A 23,897-nucleotide genomic window follows, 5' to 3' on the forward strand; every position below is an offset into this window, starting at 1 on the left:
CGCGATTAGTCTGAGTTACAGCAAGCCGGCCACCAGTCACCAGATCAATCGGAGTCAAAAGAGTGCGTGAGTACAGCGTTCCTGCCCGCTTCTCCGTCGGCGAGCACGACAACATCGCGGCCATGGTCTTCGAGCACGAGCGCGACGACCCCAGCTTGGTCATCTATCAACGTCAGATCGACGGGGTGTGGACCGACGTCACCTGCGCCGAGGCCGCCCAGCAGATCCGCTCCGCTGCATTGGGCCTGATCTCGCTGGGCGTGGAACCCGGCGACCGGGTGTCGATCTTCTCGGCCACCCGCTACGAGTGGGCGATCCTCGACCTGGCCATCCTGTCGATCGGCGCCGTCACCGTGCCGATCTACGAGACTTCGTCGGCCGAGCAGGTGCGCTGGGTGCTGAAGGACTCCGAAGCCGTGGTGGCGTTCGCCGAAACCGACGCGCACGCCGCGACGGTCACCGAGCTCACCGGCGAACTTCCCGCCCTGCGCCGGGTGCTGCACATCGACGGGTCGGGCCCCAAGGCGCTCGACCAGCTCGTCGAGGCCGGCGCGTCGGTCGACCCCGAGCAGCTGACCGCTCGCCAAGCGGCGCTGCGCTCGGAGCATCCCGCGACGCTGATCTACACGTCCGGGACCACCGGACGTCCCAAAGGGTGCCAGCTCACCCATTCCAACCTGCTCTACGAGACACGGGGTGCCAAGGAGTGTCTGCCAACCCTGCTGGACGAGGGGCAACGGCTGTTGATCTTCCTGCCCCTGGCCCATGTGCTGGCCCGCTCGCTGACCCTGTCCGCGTTCGCCAACAAGGTGACATGTGGGTTCACCAGCGACATCAAGAACCTGCTGCCGATGTTCGCGGTGTTCAAGCCGACGGTCGTGGTCTCGGTGCCGCGGGTGTTCGAGAAGGTCTACAACACCGCCGAGCAGAACGCCGCCAACGACGGCAAGGGGCCGATCTTCGCGCGCGCCGTGCAAACCGCGGTCGACTGGAGCGAGGCGCAGGAAAACGGCGGGCCCGGGCTGCTGCTGCGCGCCAAGCACGCGCTGTTCGACCGGTTGGTCTACCACAAGCTGCGCGCCGCGCTGGGCGGCGACTGCCACGCGTCGGTGTCCGGCGGCGCGCCGCTGGGCGCCCGGCTGGGGCACTTCTACCGGGGTGTGGGCCTGACCATCCACGAGGGGTACGGCCTGACCGAGACCAGCTCGGCGATCACGGTCAACCAGGTCGGCAGGGTCAAGATCGGGACCGTCGGAACGCTGTTGCCGGGCAACAGCATGCGCATCGCCGACGACGGTGAACTGTTGGTGCGCGGCGGCGTGGTGTTCAGCGGCTACTGGCGCAACGAGCAGGCCACCGCCGAGGCGTTCGCAGACGGCTGGTTCAAACCCGGCGACCTCGGCGCGCTCGACGAGGACGGCTTCCTGAAGATCACCGGCCGTAAGAAGGAGATCATCGTTACCGCCGGCGGCAAGAACGTCGCGCCCGCCGTGCTGGAAGACCAACTGCGGGCGCACCCGTTGATCAGCCAGGCGATGGTGGTCGGGGACGCCAAACCCTTTGTCGGAGCACTGATCACGATCGATCCGGAGGCATTCGACAGCTGGAAGCAGCGCAACAGCAAGGGCGAGGGCTCGTCCGTCGGCGATCTGGCCACGGATCCGGATCTGGTCGCCGAGATCGACGCCGCGGTCAAGCAGGCCAACCTGTCGGTGTCGCATGCCGAATCGATCCGCAAGTTCCGCATCCTGCCGGTCGACTTCACCGAGGACACCGGCGAGCTGACCCCGACGATGAAGCTCAAACGCAACGTGGTGGCCGAGAAGTTCGCCTCCGACATCGAGGCGCTCTACGAGAAGGACTAGCGGGCCGCTGCGCGGCCCACATCGTCGGCTCGCCAGACCGGATTTCTCGCCTCCTCAGCGGGCCGCCGCGTGGCCCACATCGTCGGCTCGCCAGACCGGATTTCTCGCCTCCTCAGCGGGCCGCCGCGCGGCCCACATCGTCGGCTCGCCAGACCGGATTTCTCGCCTCCTCAGCGGGCCGCCGCGCGGCCCACATCGTCGGCTCGGAGAAGATCGGCCAGCCGCGCCGCCAGCGTGTCCCAGCGCCAGTTCGTGGTCACCCAATCGCGTCCGGCCGCGCCCATCAGCGCGGCCCGGTCCGGATCGGCCAGCAGTTCGGTGACGGCGTCGCCGATCATGCGCACCGAGTTCCCGTCGACGACGAGTCCAGTCTTGTTGTGCTGCACGGCTTCTGGAGCTCCGCCCGAATCGCCGGCGATCACCGGGACGCCGGTCGCCGAGGCCTCCAGGAAAACGATGCCGAGGCCCTCGACGTCCATGCCCGCGCCGCGGGTGCGGCACGGCATCGCGAAGACGTCGGCCAGTGCGTAGTGGGCGGGCAGTTCGGCCGAGGGCACCGCGCCGGTGAAGGTCACGTGGTCGGCCACGCCGCAACTCTGGGCCAGCTTGCGCAGGGCGTCCAGGTACGGGCCGCTGCCGACGATCACCAGGGCGGCGCCATCGACGCGTTCCCGGATCGAGGGCAGCGCCTTGATCAGCATGTCCTGGCCCTTGCGCGGGACCAGGCGGGACAAGCACACGACGGTGGGCCGCTCGCCCAGTCCGTAGCGGTTGCGCAGCTCGGTGCGCCCGGCGGGGTCCGGGCGGAACCGGTCGGTGTCGACTCCCGACGGCAGGTATTCCAGCGACGCCGCGGGCCCGAACGCCGTCGCGAACCGGGACCGGGTATAGCGGCTGACGAACGTCACCACGTCGGTATCGTTGCCGATGCGACGCAGCACCGATCGCGCCACCGGAAGCATCGACCAGCCCACCTCATGACCGTGCGTGCTGGCCAGCACCCGGGTGGCACCGGCCTGCCGGGCCCGCGCCGCCAGCAGCGCCAGCGGTGCGGCCGCGCCGAACCACACGGTGTCGATGCCGTGGTCGCCGATCAACCGTCGCATCCGGGCATCGACGGCCGGCCCCGGCAGCATCAGCGTCCCCGGATGGCGCACCACCCGATAGCCGGCCGCTTCGGCGTCGAAGACGTCCGCGCCCTTCCATTGCGGCGCGTACACCAACACCGCATGCGACCCGGTGCTCACCAGCCGGCCGACGAATTCGCGCAGGTAGGACTGGATGCCGCCACGCCGCGGCGGAAAGTCGTTGGTTACCAGCAGAACCCGGCTCACTTGCCTTAGGCTAGCCTGGCGACGATGCAGAGCGCGCAGCGGTCTGAGGTGGGGGTGCCCCCAGCCGCGCAGCCGCGAGGGGGCGAGTCGGGCAATTAGGCCCCGCCGACCATCCATTGCTGCCAGCGCGCGAGCAGGCCTGCCGGGTCGATGTCCAGCACGTCGCGGCCGGCGGTGTACGGGTCGGCATGGGTGACGCCGCAGACGGCGAGATAGTAGGCACGCAGCTTCGGCGTCCCGAAGGTATCGGCGACGAAGCGGGCGAACCACCAGGCACGGTCGTAGGCCAGCGAGCGCTGCGGCCCCGGGGTGTCCAGGTCGAAGTCCGACGGCAGCGACACGGGCCGCGAGCGCTGTCCGGCGGGGACCGGGCCACTGGGCCGGGCAATGAAATCGGCGACGCCTTCAGCCAGCCATCGCGGCGCGTCGAGCGCGGTGTCGGCGCGTGCCGCGTAATGAAAAAGCTCGTGTGTCAACACAATTCGCAACGCCGAGTCGCTCATGCCGGTAGCACCGGGGGCGAACACGATCCGCTGGCCGACCACCACCCGATGCGCGGGATCGATGCGATCCGCGACGGTGATCGCGGCGATGTCCGCCCACTGCTCCGGCGATCCGCCACCGGCGGCGGCGCGGAACTGGTCGTCGGAGCCGGCGACCACTACCGAGATGTCGGGCGACCAGTCGGCTCCCCAGAATGCCTCGACCTTGTCGATCGCGGTGGGTATCTCGGCTGCGATACGGGCCAGCAGGCGGTCCGCGGCCGCACCGCCCAGGCCGATCAGCCGGACCTGGCGGTCACCGACGATCAGCGGCGCCCGCCCGGCGATCGGTTGGGTGCGCGCGGGCACGACCAGCTGTGCGGGTCTTATCCGGCCGTCGCGGGCATTCAGCGGGACGGCGGCCGCGACCACGATCTCAACGACGAAGACCCAGGCCAGCAGGATCGATAGCCACCGGCGACGCCGACGGTATTGCCTGGACGGAAAACGGTCAGTAACGGCGGGCGTCGTGAATCGGGCCCGCGGCATTCATCGGCACCACCCGTACCGGCACGCCGTAGGTGGACGAGTGAATCACCATGCCGTCGCCGACGTAGATGCCGCTGTGCGACGCGTCGGAATAGAAGGTCACCACGTCCCCGGGCTGCAGGTCCGACAGCGCCACCGGCTGACCGCCGTTGGCCTGCGCCTGGCTCGAGTGCGGCAACGAGACACCGGCCTGCTGGAAGGCCCACATGACCAGTCCGGAGCAGTCGAACCCGCCAGGTGCGGCACCACCCCACGAGTACGGCGTTCCCACCTGGGTCAGCGCCGCCTGGACGACGTTGGCGCGGTCACCCCCAGGGCCACCCGGACCACCGGGAGCCATTCCGGGAAGGCCGGGCATCATCCCCGCCGGCTGCGGAACCTCGCCGGGCGGCAGCGCGCCGGGTGCCGGCGGCGCACCGGGCGGCAACGCCTCCGGGGCGGGCGCACCGGGAAGCGGCGCGGCGGCCGGCATCGGTCCGGGATCGGCCAGCGCGGTGCGCTGCTCCGGCGACAGGGACACGTACTGCGATTTGACGACCGCGATCTGAACCTGCAGCTGGCTCTGCTTGGACTGCAGACTGGCCCGCACCGCGGCAGCCTGCTCGGCCGCACTCTTGGCCTCCGCGGCGGACTTGGTCGATGCCTGCTCCGCCTTGGCGGCTTGCTCACTGGCCACCCGGAAACTTGCCATCTGCGTGGACATTTGAGTCGCCATCACGCGCTGTACGGCCAGCTTGTCGATCAATCCCTGCGGGGATTGCGCGGTCAGCATCGCCTCCATGCCGTCGACGCGGCCACCCATGTAGGTCGCTGCGGCCAGCTTGTTCACGGCGCTCTGGAAGGTGGCCAGTCGAGCCCGCGCCCCATCGACGGCGGCCTGGTCGTCCAAGTGCTTCTTGTCGGCGGCCTGCTGGGCGGCGAGCTTCTCGTTGAGGTCGAGCTGCGCGCTGTGCATGGCCTCGGTGGTCTGCTCCGCCTGCCGGGAGAGCTCGGTGAGCTTTGCCAGGGCGTCGTCGGCCGGATCGGCCGCCACATTGGCGGCACAGACACCCGATAAGACCGTGAGGCCTGCCAGCGTCCCGATGACTGACCGCGTGATGACACGCGAGATCGAATGCGCGGAGCCGAAACTCAAAGTATTGCTTCCTTAAACTGCCATCGACGTTAGAGGTCGAGCTGGGTTTAGGTCTCAAACAGGTTACGAAACGATATCGGCGTTTGTCCAAACCAGATCGTTAAGAAAATGGAAAGATTTATGACATAAGTATGTGAACGAGACGGGGTACGCGGAGCGGTCCTGGGGTTTTGGCACTCAAGGGCATTAGGCGACACCGGACCCGCGATTTCGATGAATCGGCACCAACCGCAACCGCGGCGCCATCCCCACGTCCGCGAGCACCTCGAGTGCGGCCCGTTCGTCTTCCAACAAAGTTTCCGGTACCCCGAGTAGCACGCTGACCACACAATCCCGGCATCCCGGGCCGCGCGCCGCGCAGTCGTCGCAGTCGATCACCACCGGGGCACCCGGTCCTGACGCGGCGACACCTTTGCTCTCGGTTCGTCTGCTGTGGGCCATCGGAATCGGTCCTCTCATCCGGCTTGTCGTGCTCGGCCCGAACGCTAACTGCGGGCACCGACATCTTTTGGTGCGCGCGACACCCCGCGCCCGAAACACCGCGAGTGTCGGCCCCGATGCCTAACGTCACGCGCATGGGTGTGACTGGTGGGACTCAACTGAGTTTTGCCGACTTGGGAGCGAACCGGGAATCCGGCGGCGACCCGAGCTGGACGGCCACCGACGAAACCCCGCTGCGCGAGACCACCTTCGTCGTCGTCGACCTGGAGACGACCGGCGGGCGCAGCCGCGCGAAAGACGGGGCGGCTGCCGACGCCATCACCGAGATCGGGGCGGTCAAAGTCCGCGGCGGCGTCGTGCTCGGCGAGCTCGGCACCCTGGTGGATCCACAGCGCAGCATCCCGCCGCAGATCGTCGCGCTCACCGGCATCACGACGACGATGGTGTGTGACGCCCCGACGATCGACGCCGTGCTGCCGATGTTCTTGGAGTTCGCCGGGGACGCGGTGCTGGTCGCCCACAACGCGGGGTTCGACATCGGCTTTCTGCGGGCCGCCGCCGAACACTGCGAAATCCGTTGGCCCCGACCGCAAGTGCTGTGCACGGTGCGGCTGGCGCGCCGGGTGCTGAGCCGCGAGGAAGCGCCCAGCGTGCGACTGGCCGCCCTGGCGCGGCTCTTCGCCGTCGCCACCCAACCCACCCACCGCGCGCTGGACGACGCCCGCGCCACCGTCGACGTGCTGCACGCGCTGATCGAGCGGGTGGGCAACCAGGGTGTGCACACCTACGCCGATCTGCGCGCGTATCTGCCGAACGTGACACCGACCCAGCGCCGCAAGCGCGTGCTCGCCGACCACCTGCCGCACCAGCCCGGCGTGTACCTGTTCCGCGGCCCGTCGGGCGAGGTGCTCTACGTGGGCACCGCTGTCGACCTGCGGCGCCGGGTCAGCCAATACTTCACCGGTGGCGACCCCCGCGGCCGGATGAAGGAGATGGTGACGCTGGCCGGCGCCGTCGACTATGTCGAGTGTGCCCATGCCCTGGAGGCCGGAGTCCGGGAGCTGCGGATGCTGGCCGCGCACGCGCCGCCGTACAACCGCCGCTCGAGGTTCCCGCAGCGGTGGTGGTGGGTGACGCTGAGCGACGAGGCGTTCCCCCGGCTGTCGGTGGTACGGGCCCCGCGACATGATCGCGCCATCGGGCCGTTTCGGTCCCGCACCGACGCCGCCGACACCGCGCGGCTGCTGGCGCGGTTCACCGGGATCCGGACCTGCACAACGCGACTCGGCCGTTCAGCCCGCCACGGTCCGGCCTGCCCCCAGGTCGAGGTGTCGCCCTGTCCGGCCGCGCGCGACCTGAGCGCGATGCAGTACGCCGCGGCCACGCAGCGCGCCGCGGCCCTGATCGACGGCAGGGACAACTGCGCGTTGGGGGCCGCCGTCGATCAGGTCGGCGTGCTGGCCGGCCATCGCCACTTCGAGAGCGCGGCGCGGCTGCGCGCCCGCACCGCCACGACCGTCGAGGTGCTGTGGCGGGGTCAGCGGCTGCGGGCGCTGGCCGCGCTGCCCGAGCTGATCGCCGCGGCCCCGGACGGCAGCGGGGGCTATCACCTCGCCGTGATCCGTTACGGCCAGCTCGCCTCGGCGGGCACCGCCCGGCGTGGGGTGCCGCCGATGCCGGTAGTCGACGCCATTGTGGCCGGGGCACAAACGATTTTGCCGGCCGCCGCCCCGCTGGGCGGTGCGCTGGTGGAAGAGACCGCGCTGATCGCGCGCTGGCTGGTCGCCCCGGGAGTGCGCATCGTGCGGGTCGCCGACGACATCGGCTGGGCCTCGCCGCTGCGATCGGCCGGCCCCTGGTCGGGGTGGGCGGCGACGGCGCGCTCGGCGCGGCTGGCCTCCCAACAGGCCGCGCGAGAGCTGGACTCAGGCCTGCTGGCTGAACCGCACCCAACGCGCGAGCAACTCTTCGGCGGCCCCGGAGTCGATGGCCGCGCCGGCACGCGCCAGCCCGTCCTCCCACGCCGGCAACCATTCGGCGCGGCTGGATAGGCCCGCGTGCGCAACGATCGCGCCGGCGGCGTTGAGCACGACGGCGTCGCGGACCGCGCCCTTGGCACCGCCCAGCACGGCACGGACCTCCGCGGCGTTGGCGTACGCGTCGCCGCCCAGCAGCTGGTCGAGATCGGCACGAGCGAACCCGAATCCCGCCGGATCGAACGTCAGCTTGTCCACCGTGCCGGCCTGCACCCGCCAGATCGTGCTGGTGGTGGTCGTGGTCAGTTCGTCCAGGCCGTCGTCGCCGTGCACGACCAGCACGCTGGCGCGGCGAGCGGCAAACACCCCGGCCATCACCTCGGCGAGGTTGGCGAACGCGCAGCCGATCAGACCGGCCCGCGGCAACGCCGGGTTGGTAAGCGGCCCAAGGAGATTGAAGACCGTCGGTATCCCGATCTCACGGCGCACCGCGGACGCGTGCCGGTAGGACGGATGGAACGTGGGCGCGAAGCAGAACCCGATCCCGACCTCGGCGAGACTGCGCGCAACCTGATCGGGCCCCAGGTCGATGCGCACGCCGAGCGCCTCGAGCGTGTCGGCGCCACCAGACAGCGACGACGCCGCACGGTTGCCGTGTTTGACCACCGGCACCCCGGCGGCGGCGACCACGATCGCGGCCATCGTGGACAGGTTGACGGTGTTGACGCCGTCACCGCCGGTACCGACGATGTCGACGGCGTCATCGCGGATCGCTTCGGCCGGGATGCGCAGCGCGTGACTGAGCATCACGTCGGCCAGCTCGCTGACCTCGGCGGCGGTGGGCACCTTCATCTTCATCGCGACCGCGAAGGCGGCGATCTGGGCCGGGCGCGCATTGCCGGTCATGATCTGGTCCATCGCCCACGCGGCCTGACCGCGGGCCAGCTGCTGCCCGTCGGTCAACCGGCCCAGCAGCTGCGGCCAGGTCGGGGTAACCCCGGAAGCCGTCGCGGAAAACGCCCGGGGCGATCCAGCCTCAGATGAGAGAGCCACGCGCCGATGGTCCCACGTGGACCAACCGACACCCAACCGTCGTTTCCCGGCCCGGAAAAGTTCCACAAAAGCGACGCGCGGAGGCGAATTTCCGCCCCGGGTAGAGTTCAACAACTACAAAGCGTCATACTTGCGGATGTGACGAGTGCTGTAGGGACCTCGGGGACCGCGATCACGTCGCGAGTTCATTCGCTGAATCGGCCCAACATGGTCAGTGTCGGCACCATAGTGTGGCTGTCCAGCGAGCTCATGTTCTTTGCTGGCCTGTTCGCGTTCTATTTCACGGCGCGGGCGCAGGCGGGCGGGAACTGGCCGCCGCCGCCCACCGAGCTGAATCTGTACCAGGCCGTGCCGGTGACTTTGGTGTTGATCGCGTCATCGTTCACCTGCCAGATGGGCGTGTTCGCCGCCGAGCGCGGCGACGTGTTCGGGCTGCGCCGGTGGTACGTGATCACCTTCCTGATGGGACTGTTCTTCGTCCTCGGGCAGGCCTACGAGTACTACCACCTGGCCACCCACGGGACGACCATCCACGGCAGCGCCTACGGCAGCGTCTTCTATCTGGCCACCGGCTTTCACGGCCTGCACGTGACCGGCGGGCTCATCGCCTTCATATTCCTGCTGGCCCGCACCGGGATGAGTAAGTTCACCCCGGCGCAGGCGACGGCCAGCATCGTCGTCTCCTACTACTGGCATTTCGTCGACATCGTGTGGATCGCGCTGTTCACCGTGATCTATTTCATCCGATGAGCCGGCGGCTCCGAATACAGGGAAATAGACAGGAGTGCTCGGTTGAAGAACCTGGGGTTCATCCGATCCCGCGGCCGTAAGCCGCAGAGTCAGCCTCGCAAAAAAGCCCTGCGGGAGCAGAGCAGGCGGCGCCTTCGCCGTCGGCTGTCCGGTGGGGTGCTGCTGATGATCGCGCTGACCATCTCCGGCGGGCTGGCCGCCGTCCTGACCCCCACCCCACAGGTCGCGGTCGCCGACGAGTCGAATTCGGCGCTGCTGCGCAACGGCAAGCAGCTGTTCGACACCTCCTGTGTGTCCTGCCACGGCGCCAACCTGCAGGGCGTGCCGGACCACGGGCCGAGCCTGATCGGCGTCGGCGAGGCGGCGGTGTACTTCCAGGTGTCCAGCGGCCGCATGCCGGCCATGCGCGGCGAGGCCCAGGCCCCGCGTAAAGCGCCGATCTTCGACGAGGCCCAGATCGACGCGCTCGGGGCCTACGTCCAGGCCAACGGTGGCGGCCCGACCGTGGTGCGCAATCCCGACGGCAGCATCGCGATGCACTCGCTGCGCGGCGAGGACCTGGGCCGCGGTGGCGATCTGTTCCGTCTCAACTGCGCCTCGTGCCACAACTTCACCGGTAAGGGCGGCGCGCTGTCGTCGGGCAAGTTCGCACCCGACCTGGGTGAGGCCAACGAGCAGCAGATCCTGACGGCGATGCTGACCGGCCCGCAGAACATGCCGAAGTTCGCCGACCGCCAGCTTTCCTTCGAAGCCAAGAAGGACATCATCGGCTACGTCAAGAACGTCACCGAGGAGCGATCGCCGGGTGGCTACGGCCTGGGCGGGTTCGGGCCGGCACCCGAGGGCATGGCGATCTGGATCATCGGGATGGTCGCGGCCATCGCGTTGGCATTGTGGATTGGGGCACGGGCATGAGCTCGGAAAGCACCGGCGTCGGTAAAGAACCGGACCAGGCCGCACTGGCGGCGATGTCCAACCAGGAACTGCTCGAGCTGGGCGGCAAGATCGACGGCGTCGAGACCGTCTTCAAGGAGCCGCGCTGGCCGGTCGAGGGCACCAAGGCCGAGAAGCGTGCCGAGCGCGGCGTGGCCCTGTGGCTTTTGCTGGGCGGCGGATTCGGGTTGGCACTGCTGCTGATCTTCTTGTTCTGGCCGTGGGAGTACAAGGGCGACGGGCAGGCCGGCAACTTCCTCTACTCGCTGGCTACGCCGCTGTACGGTTTCACGTTCGGGATGTCGGTCCTGTCGATCGCCATCGGCGCGATCCTGTATCAGAAACGCTTTATCCCGGAAGAGATTTCGATTCAGGACCGCCATGACGGCGTCTCGCGTGACATCGACCGCAAGACGGTCGTCGCGAACCTGACTGACGCCTACGAGACGTCGACGATCGGGCGCCGCAAGCTGATCGGAGCGTCGTTCGGCCTGGGCATGGGCGCGTTCGGCCTCGGCACCCTGGTGGCGTTTGCCGGCGGCTTGATCAAGAACCCGTGGAAGCCGGTCGTGCCCACCGCCGACGGCATGAAAGCAGTGCTGTGGACCTCGGGCTGGACCCCGCGCTACCACGGCGAGACGATCTTCCTGGCGCGCGCCACCGGCGCCACCGAGGGTGCCCCGTTCGTCAAGATGCGCCCCGAGGACATGGACGCCGGCGGCATGGAGACCGTGTTCCCGTGGCGGGAGTCCGACGGCGACGGCACCACGGTGGAATCGCACGAAAAGCTGATCGGCATCAAGATGGGGGTCCGTAATCCGGTGATGCTCATCCGGATCCGGCCCACCGACATGCCGCGGGTGGTCAAGCGTCAGAACCAGGAAAGCTTCAACTTCGGCGAGTTCTTCGCGTTCACCAAGGTCTGCTCGCACCTGGGCTGCCCGTCGTCGCTGTACGAGCAGCAGTCCTACCGAATCCTGTGCCCCTGCCACCAATCGCAGTTCGACGCTCTGCATTTCGCCAAGCCGATCTTCGGCCCGGCGGCCCGTGCGTTGGCGCAACTGCCGATCACCATTGACTCAAACGGGTATCTCGTCGCCAACGGCGACTTCATCGAGCCCGTCGGTCCTGCGTTCTGGGAGAGGACGACAACATGAGTCCGAAACTGAGTCCCCCGAAGATCGGTGATGTCCTGGCCCGCCAGGGCGAGGACATCGACAGCCGGTATCACCCGTCGGCCGCGGTCCGCCGGCAGCTCAACAAGGTCTTCCCGACGCACTGGTCGTTCCTGCTCGGTGAGATCGCGATGTACAGCTTCTTCGTGCTGCTGATCACCGGGGTGTACCTGACGCTGTTCTTCGACCCGTCCATGGTCGACGTCACCTACAACGGCGTGTACCAGCCGCTGCGCGGCGTCGAGATGTCGCGGGCCTACCAGTCGGCACTCGACATCTCCTTCGAGGTCCGCGGCGGCCTGTTCGTCCGCCAGATCCACCACTGGGCCGCGCTGATGTTCTCGGCGTCGATCATGGTGCACCTGGCGCGCATCTTCTTCACCGGCGCCTTCCGCCGGCCCCGCGAGGCCAACTGGGTGATCGGCTCGCTGCTGCTGATCCTGTCGATGTTCGAGGGCTACTTCGGCTACTCACTGCCAGACGACCTGCTCTCCGGCATCGGTCTGCGGGCCGCGCTCTCGTCGATCACGCTGGGCATGCCGGTGATCGGAACCTGGCTGCACTGGGCACTTTTCGGCGGTGACTTCCCCGGCACCATCCTGATCCCCCGGATGTACGCCCTGCACATCCTGCTGATCCCGGGCATCATCCTGGCGCTGATCGGGCTGCACCTGGCCATGGTGTGGTTCCAGAAGCACACCCAGTTCCCCGGTCCGGGACGCACCGAGCACAACGTCGTCGGCGTGCGCGTCATGCCGGTGTTCGCGGTCAAGTCCGGCGCGTTCTTCGCGGCCATCGTCGGTGTGCTGGGCCTGATGGGCGGCCTGCTCCAGATCAACCCGATCTGGAACCTGGGTCCCTACAAGCCATCTCAGGTGTCGGCCGGCTCGCAGCCCGACTTTTACATGATGTGGACCGAAGGCCTGGCGCGTATCTGGCCGCCGTGGGAGTTCTACTTCTGGCACCACACCATTCCGGCCGTGGTCTGGGTGGCCCTGATCATGGGTGCCGTTTTCATCCTGCTGATCATCTACCCGTTCCTGGAGAAGCGGTTCAGCGGCGACAAGGCCCACCACAACCTGCTGCAGCGGCCGCGCGACGTGCCGGTGCGGACCTCGATCGGCGCGATGGCGATCGCCTTCTACATGCTGCTGACGCTGTGCGCGATGAACGACATCATCGCGTACACGTTCCACATCTCGCTGAACGCGACGACGTGGATCGGGCGTATCGGCATGGTGATCCTGCCGCCGCTCGTTTTCTTCATCAGCTACCGCTGGTGCATCGGGCTGCAGCGCAGCGACCGGGCGCTGCTTGAGCACGGCGTCGAGACCGGCATCATCAAACGGCTGCCGCACGGTGCCTACATCGAGCTGCATCAGCCGCTCGGCCCGGTTGACGACCACGGCCACCCGATTCCGCTGGAATACGCGGGCGCGGCGATTCCCAACAAGATGAACAAGCTGGGCTCCGCCGGTACGCCGGGCAGCGGCAGCTTCTTGTTCGCCGACCCGGCCTCTGAGGACGCGGCGCTGCGCGAGGCGGCCCACGCCTCGGAGCAACGCGCGCTGACCGCGCTGCGGGAACGCCAGGAAACCAACGGATCCAGCAACGGCGAGCACTAGCCGCCGCTGCGGCTAGCTCAGCCGGTGGTGCGTTGCTGTTGGGCCGCGCGCAGGATCGACCCTGCGGTCACGAAGATGGGCTTCTCCCGGTCAGCGGCACAGACCGGCAGGTCGGCGGCGCAGCGCAATACCATCAGCGCGAGTGCGCTGTAGGTCGCGTACGGGACGATCAGCAGGTTGGCGCGGCGGTCGCCGGCCTCGATGGTCATGACGTGGTGGTGCTTCTGGTCCCATCCCCCGGCCAATTGAAGTCGGGTGGTCGTTGCAGCGGTTGCCAATTGACGTTGATCGTCGTGATGTCCCCCAGCATCGGAGTCAGCAGGGCAACCAGGCCGGGCAATTCAATGCTCATGCGGTCGGCGCGCGGCCACCACGCGCCGTCGATGACGCGGCCGAGCTCACGCGCCAGCGACAACCGGATGGGTTTGGCTGCGCCGCGACCGCCGACGGGTCGGCTCATCGAAGATGTCGGCTTGCGCTGCTGAGTGTCATAGACTTCACGGGCGATCCCTTCACCGTCGACATCGCCCCCAAAGTCGGGGGCGGCGGAGCGGGGCGCCGATGCGGTTGTACTACCGCTGACAACGAGGCCAACTCACGCTTGACGCTACGCCACAGCTAGGTAATTCCGGAATGTGACGGCGTGACGCGGCCCAAAACCGGGGATGGCTGGTTGATGGCAGTTCAAGACTGGAACGACGCACCCGAGATTCACCCGTCGCAGATTCGGGTGGGTGACGTCATCGGGACGAGTCGCCCCACCGGTCTGCGCTACACGGTCAAGATGATCGGCTCACCGCACACAGGTCCGCGACAGTGGACGTTTTTCTGCCGGGACGACGGAGGCCTGCAGCACACCAGCACGTTCCGCGAGGACGAGTTGGTCCGCAGGTACGCCAAAGCTTCGTGACAGCCGACTAGGTTGCGGCGACTTCCCGGCGTAACTGGCGCACGTAGAGCCATTCGACCGCCGGCATCGCCGCGGTGACGGCGGCGGCCAGCCCGTAGCCCACCCAGGACGGGCCGTCGTGCCCCACGGCCATCGAGTAGGTCGCCGCGGCGACGGCAATCAGTGCGATGCCCATCGTCGTGGTCAACACGACGGTGCCGCGCAACCAGATTCGGTCCACGGCCTCGCCGGACCACTCCCCGTTCGCGTCGGCGGCCGGGGCGCGCTGCGGGCGCACCCGTTCGACCACGGTGCGCGCGTTGGACGTCCGGGTCGGCGGCCTTCCCTGCAGGGCCGTCGACCGAACGATCGGCGGTTCGGCGTTGGTCATCCGGCGGGCCCGCAGCAGCACCGGGATGGCGCCGGCGATGATCAACGCGGACACGACGATGACGGTGTACAGCACCCACGGCGTGCTGTGCGAATTCCGGGCCGCGCTGTGCAGGCCGCCGCCGAGATCGGCCAGCGCGACGGCAGCGGCCACGCTGACCCCCAGCAACAGCAGCCAGATCACGGCGCACGTGCCCAGCAGCAAGCGATCGATGACATCCGGCGGAACGGTGTCGGACCCGCGACGGTACGCGGAGTATCTGCTGACCATCAGCAGCTCGTCTGGGGCTGGTCGGCATTGTTCGACGACAGCACCGTTCCGTCACTGGTGGTGATCGAGCAATTGAGCCGGCTGACCCGGAAGAGGCTGGACGCCTGCACGGAGCCGACGTCGGATTGCGAGATCGGGGTGACCGTCATCGACCACGGGATGTAGACGTTGTGCTGGGTGCGTGAGCGGCCCGAGGCGTCGACGTAGGTCACCGAGATGATGTCGCCCGGGGCCTTGGTCCCGGTCACCGAATAGGTGACTTGCCGCGGACCGGCCGGTGTCGTCGGCGCCGGAGGCGGGGCCGCGGTAGCCGAAGTCGTGGCCGGCGGGGCTGCGGGGGGGGGGGCGGGGGGGGGCGGGGCGGGGTTGGTGGTGGCGGCGGCGGTTCGGTGGTGGTCGGCGGCGGTGGCGGCTTGGTCGTGGTGATTTCGTCCTGCACGGGAGGCGTCGACGACGTGGTGGTGCCCGGATTGGCCAGTTGGCTGGTGTCGGTGCGCGCGAACAGCAGCGACACCGACACCACCAGCGCGATCGCGGCCACGATGGCGGCCACGCCGACCACCCACGGCCAGCGAGGGGCGCCGTCGTGGTCTTCGTCGTCGTCGGCCGCGTCGTCGTAATTCTCGTAGTCGTAGAGCCTCAGATCGGCCGGCAGATATGGGCCGCTGATGAAATGCTCGGACTCCGGCGCGGAGTAGGCACGCGAATATGCGTCCGTCTCGCCGGTCTGCTCTGCGGCCGGTATCGCGCCGCTGTCGCCGAATGGCTCGAGTTCGTGACGGCCGTGCAATTCGTCGTCGTGCTCGTCTGATTCGTCGTCGGGCTCGCCGCCGGAATTCGGTTCGTGGGTGAGCTCACTGGCCGAATCGGATTCGTCGGGTTCCCATCCCGGGGGTTTCGGCCCGCTCATGTCTGCCTGCCCTGTCCAACTGCGTCACCTGCGCACGCGGCTTCAGGGGTACCTCGTGTCGCACGCGCTCGGGAGATTCTCATGTGCCTGCGCAAACCCTACCGAACCGGGCAGCGCATAGAAGTCTTGGCAAACGGGCGACAGCTCAACTGATGCCCAGATTGTTACCTTTGAGACGCAAATCAGTGCTTCTCGGGGCCCACGTAGTACTCAAAGACCAATCCGGCGGCCGAAGCAAGGATGAACACCACACCGGCGACGATCAGCCAGGGCAGCCACAGCGCGATACCAACCGCGGCCACCGAGCCCGACAATGCGAGCATCAGCGGCCACCAGCTGTGCGGGGCGAAGAATCCCAATTCGCCTGCACCGTCGCTGATTTCAGCACCCTCGTAGTCCTCGGGTCGGGTGTCGAGGCGGCGAGCCACGAACCGGAAGAAGGTGGCCGTGATCAACGCCAGACCGCCGGTCAGCGCCAGCGCGGTGGTACCCGCCCACTCCTCGCCGCCGGTGGCGTACAGCGCCGTCAGTACCCCGTAGAGCACCGCGCAAAAGACGAAGAACGCGGCGATGAATTCGAACAGCCTTGCTTCGATATGCATTGCGTGTCCTAACCGACTGGTTGCGTCTGTTCGCCGCGGCGAGTGTCGAACGGATGAGTGGTCACCGCGACCGGAGACTGGGCGATCGCCTGCAACGCTTGAGCGTTCGTCTTTCCTTCGCTGCGTTGCTGCAAATAAGCCTTGAAGTCATTGGGCTCAACGACGCGGACCTCGAAGTTCATCATCGAGTGATACGTGCCGCACATCTCCGCGCAGTGGCCGACGAATGCCCCGGTCTTTTGGATCTCTTCGACCTGGAACACGTTGACCGAGTTGTTCTGCTTGGGATAGGCCATCACGTCGCGCTTGAACAGGAATTCCGGCACCCAGAAAGCGTGGATGACGTCGGCCGAATTCAAGACGAATTCGATGCGCTTACCGGCCGGCAGCACCAATACCGGAATCTCGGTGGGCGTTCCCAGCGTCTCGATCTTGTCGAAGTTCAGGTAGGACCGGTCTTCGGTGTTGATCCCGCGCACCGGGCCGACGCGCTCTTCGCCGTGCTCATCCTTGCCCTCGGGCTTGGAGACCATCGCCTTCTTCCGGGCCTCGTCGGCGCCGTCGTAGGTCAGTGTGCCGTCCTTGAAGTTGACGCTCTGATAACCGAACTTCCAGTTCCACTGGAAGGCCGTGACGTCGATCACAACCTCGGGGTTTTTGTCCAGGTGCAGCATCTTCTCCTGCACCACGACGGTGAAGTAGAACAGCACCGAGATGATCAGGAACGGCGTCACCGTGAGCACCAGCTCCAGCGGCATGTTGTAGCCGAACTGCCGCGGCAGGTCGGTGTCGGTGGCCTTCTTCCGGTGGAACGCCGACGACCAGAAGATCAGGCCCCACACGATGACCCCGACGACCAGCGAAGCGATTACCGCGCCGATCCACAGCTCTCGGTTGAGGTGGGCCTGCGGGGTGATGCCCTCGGGCCAGCCCAGCGCAAACACCGTCTGCCAGCTGCAACCACTCAGGGTGACCGCCAGCACTCCCAGCGTTCCGGCCAGCGCCAGCGTTCGAAATATGCGATGCGACAAACGCTGCGAACGGAACTGCCCGCCGGGTGTCACGTTGGCGCCTCCTGCTCGAACGTCGAATACTACGCAGCGTAGACCACGCCGCTGCGCCCGGCGACTAAACCCCGGCCGGTCGGGCGCCGCGTCGTCGCGACCGGCCCGGTGCGGCGCCCACAAGCGTCACCGAAGTACGGCATATTGGTGGCCGTGTGTGGACTGCTGGCGTTCGTCGCGGACCCGGACAGTGCTGATGCGGCCCGGGCCGACGATGCAGTCGCGCGCGCGTCGCATTTGATGCGCCACCGCGGACCCGACGAGCCGGGCACCTGGGCCGACCCTGGCGCCGACGGAACGGTTGTCTTCGGCTTCAACCGGCTGTCCATCATCGACATCGCGCATTCGCATCAGCCGCTGCGCTGGGGACCGCCCGAGACGCCCGACCGCTACGTGCTGGTGTTCAACGGCGAGATTTACAACTACCTCGAACTGCGCGAGGAACTGGCCGCCCAGTACGGCGCCGCCTTCGCCACCGACGGTGACGGCGAGGCCATCGTCGCCGGCTACCACCATTGGGGCACCGGCGTGCTGACCCGGCTGCGCGGCATGTTCGCCTTCGCGCTGTGGGACACAGTCACCCGCGAATTGTTCTGTGCCCGCGATCCTTTCGGCATCAAGCCGCTGTTCATGGCGACCGGCACCGGCGGCACGGCGGTGGCAAGCGAGAAAAAGTGCCTGCTGGATCTCGTCGACTTGGTCGCGTTCGACACCGCGATCGACGAGCGCGCAGTGCAGCACTACACCGTGCTGCAGTACGTGCCGGAGCCCGAGACGCTGCACCGCGGGGTGCGCCGGCTGGAATCGGGTTGCTACGCGCGCATCCGGCCCGGATCCCCGCCGCAGGTCAGCCGTTACTTCGCGCCGCGGTTCGCCGCGGCGCCGTTGACCCGCGACACCGAGCAGGCCCGCTACGACGAGATCACCGCGGTGCTCGAGGACTCGGTGGCCAAGCACATGCGCGCCGACGTGACCGTCGGGGCGTTCCTGTCCGGCGGCATCGATTCCACCGCGATCGCGGCACTGGCCATCCGGCACAACCCGCGGCTGATCACGTTCACCACCGGATTCGAGCGCGAGGGCTTCTCCGAGATCGACGTCGCGGTGGCCTCGGCCGAGGCGATCGGTGCCCGCCACATCGCCAAGGTGGTCAGCGCCGGCGAGTTCGTCGCCGCCCTGCCCGAGATCGTCTGGTATCTCGACGAACCGGTCGCCGACCCGGCGCTGGTGCCGCTGTTCTTCGTCGCGCGTGAGGCCCGCAAGCACGTGAAGGTGGTGCTCTCCGGTGAGGGCGCCGACGAGCTGTTCGGCGGCTACACGATATATCGAGAACCGTTGTCGCTGAAGCCTTTTGACTATCTGCCCCGGCCGCTGCGGCGGTCGATGGGCAAGATGAGCAAGCCGCTGCCCGACGGGATGCGCGGCAAGAGCCTGCTGCATCGCGGCTCGCTGACGCTCGAGGAGCGCTACTACGGCAACGCCCGCAGCTTCTCGGATGCCCAACTGCGCGACGTGTTGACCGGGTTCCGCGACGATTGGACGCATACCGACGTGACGGCCTCGGTGTACGCCGAATCGGCGGGCTGGGACCCGGTGGCTCGGATGCAGCATGTCGACCTGTTCACCTGGCTGCGCGGCGACATTCTGGTCAAGGCCGACAAGATGACGATGGCCAACTCGCTGGAGCTGCGGGTGCCGTTCCTGGACCCGGAGGTGTTCGCCGTCGCGTCGCGGCTACCCGTCGAGGCGAAGATCACCCGCACGACCACCAAATACGCGCTGCGGCGCGCGCTGGAGCCCATCGTCCCCGCGCACGTGCTGCACCGGCCCAAGCTCGGGTTTCCGGTGCCCATCCGGCATTGGCTGCGTGCCGGCGAACTGCTGGAGTGGGCCTACGCGACGGTGGACGCGTCGCAGGCCGGGCATCTGGTCGATACCGCCGCCGTCCGCCGGATGCTCGACGAACACCGCAGCGGCTTCGGTGATCACAGCCGCCGGCTGTGGACGGTGCTGATCTTCATGCTCTGGCATGCGATCTTCGTCGAGGGCACCGTGGTGCCCCAGATCAGCGAGCCGGTGTACCCGGTTCAGCTTTAGCGGGTCGTCGAGTGTGAAACCTGGGCCTTGAGTGTGAGGCCACGGCGCCCTGAGCGCACACTCGGCGCCGCGGGTTCACACTCGACGGCTGCCTAGCACTAAGCAAGCACCGCGGCGATCTCGGCGGCCGCCTCGTCGCCGTAGGCGTCCGCCAGCCGCGTCTTGGCTTCCGCGTGGTCCCACTTCCACTCCTGCGTGCCGGTCGTTTCCAGCACCAGCACGGCGACCAGCGAGCCCAGCTGAGCCGAACGCTCGATACTCAGCCCGGCGCTGCGCCCGGTGAGGAAGCCGGCCCGGAACGCGTCGCCGACGCCGGTGGGGTCGGTCTGACTCTTCTCCGGCACCACGCCGACGTGGGTGATGGTGCCGTCGCGGTCGACGATGTCCACGCCCTTGGCACCCAGCGTAGTCACCCGCAGGCCGACCTTTTCCAGCACATCGCTCTCCGACCAGCCGGTCTTGTTGAGCAGCAGCTCCCACTCGTAGTCGTTGGTGAACAGGTAGGCCGCCCCGTCGATCAGCTTGTTGATCTCCTCGCCGGACAGGCGAGGCAACTGCTGGGAGGGGTCGGCGGCGAAGTCCAGGCCGAGCTTGCGGCATTCCTCGGTGTGCACCACCATCGCGTCGGGGTCGTTGGCCCCGATGATGACCAGATCCGGCTTGCCGACCGCTGACACGACGTCGGAGAGCTTGATGTTGCGGGCCTCCGACATCGCGCCCGGGTAGAACGACGCGATCTGGGCCATGTCCTCGTCGGTGGTGCAGGTGAACCGGGCGGTGTGCGCGGTCTTGGAGATCAGCACGTTCTCGCAGTTGACCCCGTGGCGTTCCAGCCACTCGCGGTATTCGCCGAAGTCCTCACCGGCCGCGCCGACCAGCGCGACATCACCGCCGAGCACGCCGATGGCGAAGGCGATGTTGCCCGCCACACCACCGCGGTGAATCACCAGGTCGTCGACCAGGAAGCTGAGCGAAACCTTCTGCAGATGCTCGGCCAGCAGATGCTCGGAGAACCGGCCGGGAAAACGCATCAGGTTGTCGGTCGCAATCGAACCGGTTACCGCGATCGTCACGAAATATCCACCCTTCATTGGTAAGCGCGTCTAGCCTACCTACGCGTTTCGACGGCCAACCAGACAGCGCCAGCGTCGGCGGTCGGCGCACGGGGGTGCGCTAGCCTCCCTAGGGAACTCACCTGAAGTCGCCGGGACCGACTATTCGGGCGGTACCCGCTCGTGGTCGGTGTCTACCAACGTAGGAGATCCACAATGGGCGGTCCGCATTCACCGAACCACGGTGTCGGCGGCGACGGACCGGTGCCCTACACCGAGCCCGTCGACTTCCCGCACGACCCTCCGGTCGGCGAAACCGCTTACGCGCCAGGGCCGGGCAACGAGCCTGGGCGGGGCGCCTACCCTGGCCCGACACCGCCGCCGGGCTACCCGAAGCGGCGCTCCACGCGACGGTTGGTCATCGGGGTGCTGGCGGCCGTCGCACTGGTGGCGGCCATGACGGCGGCGATCGTGTACGGCGTCCGGACCAACGGGGCCAACACCGGTGCCGCCTTCTCCGAAGCCTCGGCCAAGACGGCGATCCAGGGCTACCTGGACGCGCTGGAGAACCGCAACACCGACGAGGTCGCCCGCAACGCGCTCTGCGGCCTCTACGACGGCGTCCGCGACCGCCGGTCCGACCAGGCCCTGGCCAAGCTGAGCAGCGACGCGTTCCGCAAGCAGTTTTCGCAGGTCCAGCTGACCTCGATCGACAAGATCGTGTACCTGTCGCAGTACCAGGCGCAGGCGCTGTTCACGATGCAGGTATCGCCTGCCACCGGCGGCCCGCTGCGCGGCCAGGTTCAGGGAGTCGCGCAGCTGCTGTTCCAGCGCGGCGACATCCTGGTGTGCTCGTACGTGCTGCGTACCGGGGGCTCGTACTAGCCCGGCGTGCTGGACACCGCGCTCAGTTGAAGGAATCCCCGCATGCGCACGAACCCGTGGCGTTCGGGTTGTCGATCGTGAAGCCCTGCTTCTCGATGGTGTCCACGAAGTCGATCGAGGCGCCTTCCACATACGGAGCGCTCATCCGGTCCACCGTCAGCTTCACGCCACCGAAGTCGGCGGTCAGGTCGCCGTCCAGCGAGCGGTCGTCGAAGAACAGGTTGTATCGCAGGCCAGCGCAGCCACCCGGCTGAACTGCGATACGCAGCGCCAGGTCGTCACGTCCCTCCTGGTCCAGCAGGGACTTCGCCTTGGTGGCGGCGGCCTCGGTCAGGATTACGCCATGGGTCTTGGCGGTCGACTCGTTTTGCACCGTCATTACTTCTCCTACATGCCTGTTGTTGGGTAGGTGCCCGGGCACCCGAACCACTCGGTGAGAACCCAATGCCTCAACGGTACCTCGCAGGACCGCTATTCCCGAGTCGCGCCGCCACCTGTGACGCTAATCCCATCAGCTGGTTTGCCGCGTCGGCCAGCGCCAATCCCACCGAACCGGCGTACTCGGCCATCGACAGCGCGGACATGATGCCCGCCGTCCGGACCGCGGTTTTCTCCAGGCCGACCTGACCGGCCAGCACGATCACCGGAATTCCGAGCGGGCCGGCCGCCGCGGCGAGCGAACCGACCACCTTTCCGTGCAGCGACTGCTCGTCGAACTTGCCTTCGCCCGTGACGATCAACTCGGCGATGTCGAGATCGTCGGCCAGATGGGTGTGCTCGGCGATGATCGCCGCACCGGACTCGCAGCGGCCCCCAAGCGCGAGCAACCCCGCTCCGATACCCCCGGCGGCGGCGGCCCCCGGCTCCGAGCTCACGTCGCGTCCGGCCACCGCCTCCAGCTGCAGCGCCCACGCCTCGAGGCGGACTTCCAGCGCCGCGACGGTCGCCGTGTCGGCGCCCTTCTGCGGCCCGAACACCCGAGCCGCGCCCCACGGCCCCACCAGCGGATATTCGGTGTCCGAGGCGGCGATCAGCTCAACACCGGCCAGTTGGTGCCGGGCGACCTCCAGACCGCCCAACTCGGCGATCATGCCCTGCCCACCGTCGCTGCACGCGCTGCCGCCCAGCCCCACCACGATGCGCCTCGCCCCGGCGCGCAGCGCCTCGGCGATCAGCTGCCCGACTCCCCTGCTGTGTGCCGCCAGCGCCGTCTCGGGGTCGGCCGGGCGGCCAAGCTGCGCCAGACCGCAGGCCTGCGCAATTTCCAGGTAGGCGGTCGCCGTCTCCGCATCCCAGACCCACTCGGCTTCGACCGTCGTGTCCAGCGGCCCGGCGACCTCGACGCGCCGCTTCTGCCCGAGCCGGTTGGCCAGCACCTCGATGAAACCGGGACCGCCGTCGGACTGCGGGGCGACGATGAACTGGTCGCCCGGGCGGGACCGCGTCCAGCCGGTCGCGATAGCGGCGGCAGCTTCTAGCGCCGAGAGACTGTCGCCGTAGCAATCCGGGGCCACCAACACCCGCATAGCCGGCAATTGCAAACGACCCGGAGAAAGACCAGTGGCAACATCGTCCGAGGCCATCGAGCCGTTGTCCATTACCCGTAGCCGTTCATCACTGTTAAGGGTAGGTCCAACTAACGTGCCGCCGCAGAGCTATCGCGATGCCTGACGAGCCCATTCACCGAACCGGGCGGGTCGCGAAGTAACCTGGCGGTTGTGAAGTTGTTGGGCCGTAAGAAAACCCATGAAGAGGCCGGCGAAGACGATCTCGTGACACCGGTTGCCTCCGATGCCGCCCTGGAGGCGGCATCGCGCGGATCACGCACAACCGGGCCCAAGGGCCGGCCGACACCCAAGCGCGAAGCTGCCCGGCGCAGCGCGAAGAAGGGCCCCGTCGCCCCGGCGCCCAAGACCGCCGCCGAAGCGCGCGCTCGCCGTAAATCGCTGGCGGGCCCGAAACTCAGCCGCGAGGAGCGCAAGGCCGAGCGCACCGCCGGCCGGGCCCGGATGACCGACCGGCGGGAACGCATGATGGCCGGCGACGAGGCCTACCTGCTGCCACGCGACCAGGGTCCGATCCGCCGCTATGTGCGCGACGTGGTGGATGCCCGGCGCAACCTGCTCGGCCTGTTCATGCCGGCGACGCTGGGTCTGCTGTTCGTCATGTTCGGCGCTCCACAGCTGCAGCTCTACATCTCCCCCGCGATGCTGGTGATCACCGCGATCATGGCCATCGACGGCCTGATCCTGGGCCGCAAGGTCAGCAGGCTGGTCGACGAGAAGTTCCCGAGCAACACCGAAAGCCGTTGGAAACTCGGCATTTACGCCGCCGGCCGGGCTTCCCAGATGCGCCGCATGCGGGCGCCGCGGCCTCAGGTCAAGCGCGGCAGCCGTGTCGACTAGCCGTTGCCGGAAAG

General features: G+C 67.9%; 20 protein-coding genes and 3 pseudogenes. 10 read left to right on the forward strand and 13 right to left on the reverse strand.

From position 1 onward, the window contains the following. The first annotated feature begins 62 nt into the window (after positions 1-62). Positions 63-1,865 (forward strand): AMP-dependent synthetase/ligase, encoded by a 1,803-nt coding sequence (locus MAAFP003_RS16710; RefSeq protein WP_096288636.1) that lies wholly within the window; start codon positions 63-65, stop codon positions 1,863-1,865. Between the two features lie 170 nt (positions 1,866-2,035). Here the strand turns inward: MAAFP003_RS16710 and pimB are convergent, their stop codons facing one another. The 4 genes from pimB to MAAFP003_RS16730 form a co-directional block, all read right to left on the reverse strand. Continuing rightward, positions 2,036-3,199, reverse strand: coding sequence for a GDP-mannose-dependent alpha-(1-6)-phosphatidylinositol monomannoside mannosyltransferase (gene pimB, locus MAAFP003_RS16715; RefSeq protein WP_096288638.1), 1,164 nt, complete (start codon positions 3,197-3,199; stop codon positions 2,036-2,038). Between the two features lie 95 nt (positions 3,200-3,294). Continuing rightward, entirely contained in the window at positions 3,295-4,143 is an 849-nt protein-coding gene (locus tag MAAFP003_RS16720) for a hypothetical protein (protein ID WP_096291215.1), read from the reverse strand. Between the two features lie 49 nt (positions 4,144-4,192). Next, positions 4,193-5,365, reverse strand: a complete 1,173-nt coding sequence (gene ripC, locus MAAFP003_RS16725; RefSeq protein ID WP_096288640.1) for a peptidoglycan hydrolase RipC — start codon at positions 5,363-5,365, stop codon at positions 4,193-4,195. Between the two features lie 186 nt (positions 5,366-5,551). Continuing rightward, on the reverse strand, positions 5,552-5,806 hold the full coding sequence (locus MAAFP003_RS16730) for a hypothetical protein (protein ID WP_096288642.1): 255 nt from the start codon (positions 5,804-5,806) through the stop codon (positions 5,552-5,554). A gap of 134 nt (positions 5,807-5,940) precedes the next feature. Here MAAFP003_RS16730 and MAAFP003_RS16735 point away from each other — a divergent pair. After that, positions 5,941-7,794: pseudogene (locus tag MAAFP003_RS16735) on the forward strand (DEDD exonuclease domain-containing protein); the annotation flags it as partial. Here MAAFP003_RS16735 and trpD read toward each other — a convergent pair. Further along, the gene (trpD, locus tag MAAFP003_RS16740; RefSeq protein ID WP_243394084.1) at positions 7,732-8,835 is read right to left on the reverse strand and encodes an anthranilate phosphoribosyltransferase; all 1,104 of its coding nucleotides are present in this window, start codon (positions 8,833-8,835) and stop codon (positions 7,732-7,734) included. The pseudogene MAAFP003_RS16735 and the gene trpD sit on opposite strands and share 63 nt — an antisense overlap. A gap of 138 nt (positions 8,836-8,973) precedes the next feature. Here trpD and ctaE point away from each other — a divergent pair, with 138 nt between their 5' ends. From ctaE to qcrB, 4 genes are read left to right on the forward strand one after another with little or no spacing between them, the layout of a single operon-like run. Continuing rightward, positions 8,974-9,585 carry an aa3-type cytochrome oxidase subunit III gene (ctaE, locus tag MAAFP003_RS16745; RefSeq protein ID WP_096288648.1) on the forward strand — a complete coding sequence of 204 codons (612 nt, stop codon included), beginning with the start codon at positions 8,974-8,976 and terminating at the stop codon, positions 9,583-9,585. 42 nt (positions 9,586-9,627) lie between these two features. After that, entirely contained in the window at positions 9,628-10,500 is an 873-nt protein-coding gene (gene qcrC / locus MAAFP003_RS16750; protein WP_423790906.1) for a cytochrome bc1 complex diheme cytochrome c subunit, read from the forward strand. Beyond that, entirely contained in the window at positions 10,497-11,675 is a 1,179-nt protein-coding gene (qcrA, locus tag MAAFP003_RS16755) for a cytochrome bc1 complex Rieske iron-sulfur subunit (RefSeq protein WP_096288650.1), read from the forward strand. The genes qcrC and qcrA overlap by 4 nt, the downstream gene beginning before the upstream one ends. After that, positions 11,672-13,318 carry a cytochrome bc1 complex cytochrome b subunit gene (qcrB, locus tag MAAFP003_RS16760; RefSeq protein WP_096288652.1) on the forward strand — a complete coding sequence of 549 codons (1,647 nt, stop codon included), beginning with the start codon at positions 11,672-11,674 and terminating at the stop codon, positions 13,316-13,318. The genes qcrA and qcrB overlap by 4 nt, the downstream gene beginning before the upstream one ends. A 17-nt stretch (positions 13,319-13,335) precedes the next feature. Here qcrB and MAAFP003_RS16765 read toward each other — a convergent pair. Continuing rightward, positions 13,336-13,778 (reverse strand): annotated as a pseudogene (locus MAAFP003_RS16765) (DUF5994 family protein). Positions 13,779-13,994: 216 nt separating this feature from the next. Here MAAFP003_RS16765 and MAAFP003_RS16770 point away from each other — a divergent pair. Then, positions 13,995-14,228, forward strand: a complete 234-nt coding sequence (locus MAAFP003_RS16770) for a hypothetical protein (RefSeq protein WP_096291217.1) — start codon at positions 13,995-13,997, stop codon at positions 14,226-14,228. A 7-nt stretch (positions 14,229-14,235) separates the two neighbouring features. Here MAAFP003_RS16770 and MAAFP003_RS16775 read toward each other — a convergent pair whose 3' ends face one another. The 4 genes and pseudogenes from MAAFP003_RS16775 to ctaC form a co-directional block, all read right to left on the reverse strand. Beyond that, on the reverse strand, positions 14,236-14,868 hold the full coding sequence (locus tag MAAFP003_RS16775; RefSeq protein ID WP_096288654.1) for a DUF2561 family protein: 633 nt from the start codon (positions 14,866-14,868) through the stop codon (positions 14,236-14,238). Next, positions 14,868-15,778, reverse strand: a pseudogene (locus tag MAAFP003_RS16780) (MmpS family transport accessory protein). The gene MAAFP003_RS16775 and the pseudogene MAAFP003_RS16780 overlap by 1 nt, the downstream one beginning before the upstream one ends. Before the next feature lie 182 nt (positions 15,779-15,960). Continuing rightward, entirely contained in the window at positions 15,961-16,380 is a 420-nt protein-coding gene (locus MAAFP003_RS16785; RefSeq protein WP_096288656.1) for a cytochrome c oxidase subunit 4, read from the reverse strand. 8 nt (positions 16,381-16,388) lie between these two features. Then, on the reverse strand, positions 16,389-17,444 hold the full coding sequence (ctaC, locus tag MAAFP003_RS16790) for an aa3-type cytochrome oxidase subunit II (protein WP_096288658.1): 1,056 nt from the start codon (positions 17,442-17,444) through the stop codon (positions 16,389-16,391). A gap of 153 nt (positions 17,445-17,597) precedes the next feature. Between ctaC and asnB the strand changes: the two genes are divergently transcribed. Next, positions 17,598-19,541, forward strand: coding sequence for an asparagine synthase (glutamine-hydrolyzing) (asnB, locus tag MAAFP003_RS16795; RefSeq protein ID WP_096288660.1), 1,944 nt, complete (start codon positions 17,598-17,600; stop codon positions 19,539-19,541). Positions 19,542-19,639: 98 nt separating this feature from the next. Here asnB and MAAFP003_RS16800 read toward each other — a convergent pair whose 3' ends face one another. Next, positions 19,640-20,614: a carbohydrate kinase family protein gene (locus MAAFP003_RS16800; protein ID WP_096291218.1), complete on the reverse strand. Its 975-nt coding sequence runs from the start codon at positions 20,612-20,614 to the stop codon at positions 19,640-19,642. A gap of 195 nt (positions 20,615-20,809) precedes the next feature. Between MAAFP003_RS16800 and MAAFP003_RS16805 the strand changes: the two genes are divergently transcribed. After that, positions 20,810-21,478, forward strand: coding sequence for an Rv0361 family membrane protein (locus tag MAAFP003_RS16805; protein ID WP_096288662.1), 669 nt, complete (start codon positions 20,810-20,812; stop codon positions 21,476-21,478). 22 nt (positions 21,479-21,500) lie between these two features. Here the strand turns inward: MAAFP003_RS16805 and MAAFP003_RS16810 are convergent, their stop codons facing one another. Continuing rightward, the gene (locus MAAFP003_RS16810; RefSeq protein WP_096288664.1) at positions 21,501-21,857 is read right to left on the reverse strand and encodes a HesB/IscA family protein; all 357 of its coding nucleotides are present in this window, start codon (positions 21,855-21,857) and stop codon (positions 21,501-21,503) included. Positions 21,858-21,927: 70 nt separating this feature from the next. After that, a complete protein-coding gene (locus MAAFP003_RS16815; RefSeq protein ID WP_165796421.1) occupies positions 21,928-23,004 on the reverse strand; it encodes a glycerate kinase family protein in 1,077 nt (358 codons plus the stop codon). Positions 23,005-23,250: 246 nt separating this feature from the next. Here MAAFP003_RS16815 and MAAFP003_RS16820 point away from each other — a divergent pair, with 246 nt between their 5' ends. Beyond that, positions 23,251-23,883: a DUF3043 domain-containing protein gene (locus MAAFP003_RS16820; RefSeq protein WP_243394145.1), complete on the forward strand. Its 633-nt coding sequence runs from the start codon at positions 23,251-23,253 to the stop codon at positions 23,881-23,883. Positions 23,884-23,897: the final 14 nt, after the last annotated feature.

Origin of the sequence: Mycobacterium ahvazicum (assembly GCF_900176255.2) — a bacterium.
In the GTDB taxonomy this organism is placed as follows: domain Bacteria; phylum Actinomycetota; class Actinomycetes; order Mycobacteriales; family Mycobacteriaceae; genus Mycobacterium; species Mycobacterium ahvazicum.